6 protein-coding genes are annotated in these 4,409 nt (G+C 65.0%); all 6 read left to right on the top strand.

Annotated elements, in window-relative coordinates; all coding sequences use genetic code 11:
• Nucleotides 1-238: 238 nt before the first annotated feature.
• Nucleotides 239-649 (top strand): flagellar basal body rod protein FlgB, encoded by a 411-nt coding sequence (flgB, locus tag RR928_RS22485; protein ID WP_332537044.1) that lies wholly within the window; start codon nt 239-241, stop codon nt 647-649.
• Nucleotides 650-682: 33 nt separating this feature from the next.
• Entirely contained in the window at nt 683-1,087 is a 405-nt protein-coding gene (gene flgC, locus RR928_RS22490) for a flagellar basal body rod protein FlgC (RefSeq protein WP_332537042.1), read from the top strand.
• 3 nt (nt 1,088-1,090) lie between these two features.
• A complete protein-coding gene (locus tag RR928_RS22495; RefSeq protein ID WP_332537040.1) occupies nt 1,091-1,753 on the top strand; it encodes a flagellar hook assembly protein FlgD in 663 nt (220 codons plus the stop codon).
• A 39-nt stretch (nt 1,754-1,792) separates the two neighbouring features.
• Entirely contained in the window at nt 1,793-3,043 is a 1,251-nt protein-coding gene (gene flgE / locus RR928_RS22500; RefSeq protein WP_332537039.1) for a flagellar hook protein FlgE, read from the top strand.
• Between the two features lie 25 nt (nt 3,044-3,068).
• Nucleotides 3,069-3,809 carry a flagellar basal body rod protein FlgF gene (locus RR928_RS22505; protein ID WP_332537038.1) on the top strand — a complete coding sequence of 247 codons (741 nt, stop codon included), beginning with the start codon at nt 3,069-3,071 and terminating at the stop codon, nt 3,807-3,809.
• Between the two features lie 13 nt (nt 3,810-3,822).
• A partial coding sequence (gene flgG, locus RR928_RS22510; RefSeq protein ID WP_332684335.1) for a flagellar basal-body rod protein FlgG occupies nt 3,823-4,409 on the top strand: 587 nt, incomplete at its 3' end.

The raw sequence follows: 4,409 nt of genomic DNA on the forward strand, positions 1-4,409 counted from the left end.
TGCGGCAATGCGGCACTGCGCCCAGGGCGCGGCCGCCAGCATGGCCTGGTGCCGACTTTAGTGCGTTTGCCGCGATCGCAAAGCACGAAACTGCGCAGCAATCCACGCGTTCTTCACGCTTTAGAAAAACGGGGCAATTTCCATAATCAAGGCCTGTCGCGGTGCGTCCTGCATTGCGCCTTCATGACTCCGCTGCGGCGGGGCCACCTTTTTCCGAAGCCACAAGCGCGAGGCCCACATGCTCGACAAAATGACCAGCCGCCTGGATTTCCATAGCACCGCTCTCGTGCTGCGCGCAGAACGCCAGCGCCTGATCGCCAGCAACATTGCCAATGCGGACACCCCGGGCTTTGTGGCGCGCGATCTCAATTTCTCCCAGGCGCTGCGCGCCGCGACCGAAGGCACGAGCCAGCTCGCGGGCAGCAGCGTCAGCCACCAGGGCCATATGCCGCTGCCCGCAGCGCAGACCAGCCACAGCACCGTAGCCCTGGGCTACTCGGTGCAATCCCAGCCCAGCCTCGACAACAACACTGTCGACCTGGACCGCGAGCGCGCGAACTTCGTCGACAACTCCGTGCGCTACGAAGCCACGCTGCGCTTCATCAACGGCCAGGCCAAGGGCATGCTCAGCGCCATCCAAGGCCAGTAAGCACGCGCACCGAACCCTTAAAAGGTAGCACCTATGTCCATGTTCTCCATCTTCAGCGTCTCCGGCAGCGCCGTGAGCGCCCAGTCGCAGCGCCTCAACGTGGTCGCCAGCAATCTGGCCAACGTCGATGCCGTGGCCGGACCCGACGGCCAGGCCTACAAGGCGCGCCAGGTGGTCTTCCAGACCACGCCGCTGGGCGCGGAAGCGGCCTCGGGCGTGCGCGTCAGCGCGATCAACGAGAACCAGTCTCCGGGCCGCAAGGTGCTCGACCCCAACCACCCGCTGGCCGACGAGCAGGGCTATGTGACCCACTCCAACGTGAATGCCGTCGACGAAATGGTCAACATGATCTCGGCTTCGCGCTCCTATCAGAACAACGTCGAAGTCATGAACACCGCCAAGTCGCTGCTGCTCAAGACTTTGCAAATGGGGCAATAAGCCATGATTACCAATCCCGTCATACCGACCACCGGCACCAGCACCAGCGGCACTTCGGCCACCTCGGGTTCATCGACCGATCCCGCGGCAGCGCAGGACCGCTTCCTGAAACTGCTGGTCGCGCAGTTGAACAACCAGGATCCGATGAATCCCATGGACAACGCCGAGATGACGTCGCAGATGGCGCAGATCAACACGGTGGTGGGCATCAACGCGCTCAACAGCACGATGGAAACGATGTCGTCGCAGTTCACCGCGATGCAGGTGCTGCAGGGCACATCGATGATAGGCCGCACCGTGCTCTCCGAAGGCAATGCGCTGGGCACGCCGGTCGAGAAGATCAGCACCGCGGCGTTCGATCTGAACGGCTCGGCCGCCAGCGTGGACGTCAAGATCACCACGGCTTCGGGCACGGTCGTCGACACCGTGAGCATGGGCACGCTCGAAGCAGGCCGGCATTACTTCGCCTGGGACAGCAGCAAATACACGGGCGATGTCAGCGGCCTGCGCTTCGAAGTCGTCGCGGCGAACGGCGCGGCCAAGGTCGCAAGCACGACGCTGTCGCCCAACATGGTGGTCGCCACCAGCACCACCGACGGCGCACTGACGCTGGAACTCGAAAACGGCGAGAGCCTGGCCTACAACAAGGTCAAGGCCGTCTTCTAAGACCCGCGACCACGCACACGATCACCGCAGGAGAACACCATGGGATTCCAACACGGCCTTTCGGGCCTCAACGCCGCCAGCAAGAACCTGGACGTCATCGGCCACAACGTCGCCAACTCCAGCACCACAGGCTTCAAGTCCTCGCGTGCCGATTTCGCCGAAATGGTGGCCAGCGCCATCGGCTCGTCGAGCGGCTCGACCGCAGGCATTGGCGTGAATGTCGCCGCGGTCTCGCAGCAGTTCACCCAGGGCGCGATCAACAGCACGGGCAACAGCCTCGATCTGGCGATCAACGGCGACGGCTTCTTCCACGTGAAGCTGACCGACGGCACCCAGGCCTATACGCGCTCGGGCAATTTCCAGCTCGACAAGGCCGGCAACATGATCACCACCGACGGCGCCAGCGTCATGGGCTATCCGATCGACCCCGCGACCGGCCTGACCAGCGGCACGACGCTGGAAGCCCTCAAGTTCCCCACCGGCCAGCCGATTCCCGCCAAGGAAACGACGGAGATCACGGCCGCGCTGAACCTGAGCGCGCGCGCCGAGAACGCCGCCGGCGACCCCGCCGCAGTGCCGCCCGTGCCGGCAACGCCGCGCGCCACCTACGGCACGTCGATCGAAGTCTATGACAGCCAGGGCATTGCCACGCCGGTCGCGCTGTACTTCGAGAAGTCCGCGGGCAACACCTGGAACGTGTTCAACTCGCTGGATACGGCCGCAACCAGCATCGGCCAGCTGGTCTTCGACGGCAGCGGCAATCTGGTGTCGGGCAGCCCGATCGCGATGACCGTCGCCGCGGCCGATCTGCCCAACCCCAACAACGGCGGTGCGAACCCGGTGCAGGATCTGAGCATCTCGCTGAATCTGAGCGGCGTGACGCAGTCGAGCAGCGAGTTCTCGGTCTCCAAGCTGACCCACAACGGCTATGCCGCGGGCGAGCTCAACGGCATCAAGATCAGCACCGACGGCACCATCATGGCCAGCTACTCCAACGGAGTGACGCGCGCCGAAAGCCAACTGGCGCTGGCCAAGTTCAGCAACAGCCAGGGCCTGTCGGCGATCGGCGGCAACAACTGGGTGGCCACGGCCGACTCGGGCGCGCCGCTGTACGGCACGGCCAAGAGCGGCAGCTTCGGCGCCATGATCTCGGGCGCGCTCGAGAGCTCCAACGTCGACCTGACGGCCGAACTGGTGAACATGATGGGCGCCCAGCGCGCCTACCAGGCCAACGCCCAGACCATCAAGACGCAAGACCAGGTCTTCTCGACCCTGGTGAACCTGCGTTGATTTGACCCGCTAAAGGAGTTCCGCCATGGACCGCATCATCTACACCGCCATGACCGGCGCCAACGCCGCGGCCCACCGGCAGGCGGTGTTGTCCAACAACCTGGCGAACTCCGGCACCAACGGCTTTCGCGCCGAGATGTCGACGTTCCGTTCCGTGCCGCTGCAGGGCAGCGGCTCGTCAACGCGCGTGTTCGCGCTCGAAGCCACGTCGGGCCATCTGGAAACAGCCGGCCCGGCCCAGCGCACCGGCCGCGCGCTCGACGCGATGGCCATGGGCAATGCCTGGTTCGGCGTGCAAGGCCTCGACGGCCTCGAAGCCTATACGCGCAGCGGCGTGTTCGAAGTCTCGGAGCAAGGCGCATTGCTGACCAGCACGGGACTGCCCGTGCTCTCGGACGGCGGCGCGCCGATCGAAGTTCCGCAGGGCGCGGAAATCTCGCTTGCCTCCGACGGCACCGTGACGGCCAAGCTCGCCGACCAGCCGCCGCTGATCGCGGGCCGCGTCAAGCTCGCCACACCCGACGCCGAAAACCCGCTGAAGCGCAGCGATGACGGACTGTTTCGCGCCGCCAACGGCGACCCGCTGCCCAACGATGCCAACGCGCGCCTGCTGTCGGGTGCGATCGAAGGCTCGAACGTCAATTCCGTCGAAAGCATGGTCGGCATGATCGCCGCCTCGCGCCAGTTCGAAACGCAGATGCGCCTGATGCAGACCGCGGAAACCAATGACAAGACCGCTGCCCAGCTGCTGAGCATGAACGGATAACCAGGATTTAGCCATGATCAACTCGCTTTTCATCTCCAAGACCGGCATGGAAGCCCAGCAGACCCAGCTGGACGTGATTTCCCATAACCTGGCCAACGTCTCGACCACGGGCTACAAGCGCGCCAATGCGGTTTTCGAAGACCTGATCTATCAGAACCTGCGCCAGGTCGGTGCCCAGACCACCGAGGAAAACCAGCTGCCCACGGGCCTGCATCTGGGCCTGGGCGTGCGCGCCGCGGCCACCAGCCGCAACTTCCTGCAGGGCACGCTGCAGCAATCGAACAATTCGCTGGACGTGGCGATCAACGGCAACGGCTTCTTCGAAGTCACCCAGCCCGACGGCACCACGGCCTATACGCGTGACGGCTCGTTCCAGGTCAATGCCCAGGGCCAGCTGGTCACCGCCAGCGGCCTGCCGGTGGGCGGCGGCATCACCATTCCCGCGGGTGCGACCAGCGTCAGCATCAGCGCCCAAGGCGTGGTCAGCGCCCTGATGCCCGGCAATGCCGCGCCCCAGGCCGTGGGCAACCTGGCGATGGCGTCCTTCATCAACCCGGCCGGCCTCGAGCCGCGCGGCCAGAACCTGTACATCGAGACCGC

The sequence above is a fragment of the Comamonas sp. genome (genome assembly GCF_036666375.1).
Lineage (GTDB): Bacteria > Pseudomonadota > Gammaproteobacteria > Burkholderiales > Burkholderiaceae_C > Comamonas.

Excerpts from the sequence above, each read along its gene's own strand:
- flgE (WP_332537039.1), top strand. The coding sequence starts at position 1,793 with ATGGGATTCCAACACGGCCTTTCGGGCCTCAACGCCGCCAGCAAGAAC.
- RR928_RS22495 (WP_332537040.1), top strand. The coding sequence starts at position 1,091 with ATGATTACCAATCCCGTCATACCGACCACCGGCACCAGCACCAGCGGC.
- flgB (WP_332537044.1), top strand. The coding sequence starts at position 239 with ATGCTCGACAAAATGACCAGCCGCCTGGATTTCCATAGCACCGCTCTC.
- RR928_RS22505 (WP_332537038.1), top strand. The coding sequence starts at position 3,069 with ATGGACCGCATCATCTACACCGCCATGACCGGCGCCAACGCCGCGGCC.
- flgC (WP_332537042.1), top strand. The coding sequence starts at position 683 with ATGTCCATGTTCTCCATCTTCAGCGTCTCCGGCAGCGCCGTGAGCGCC.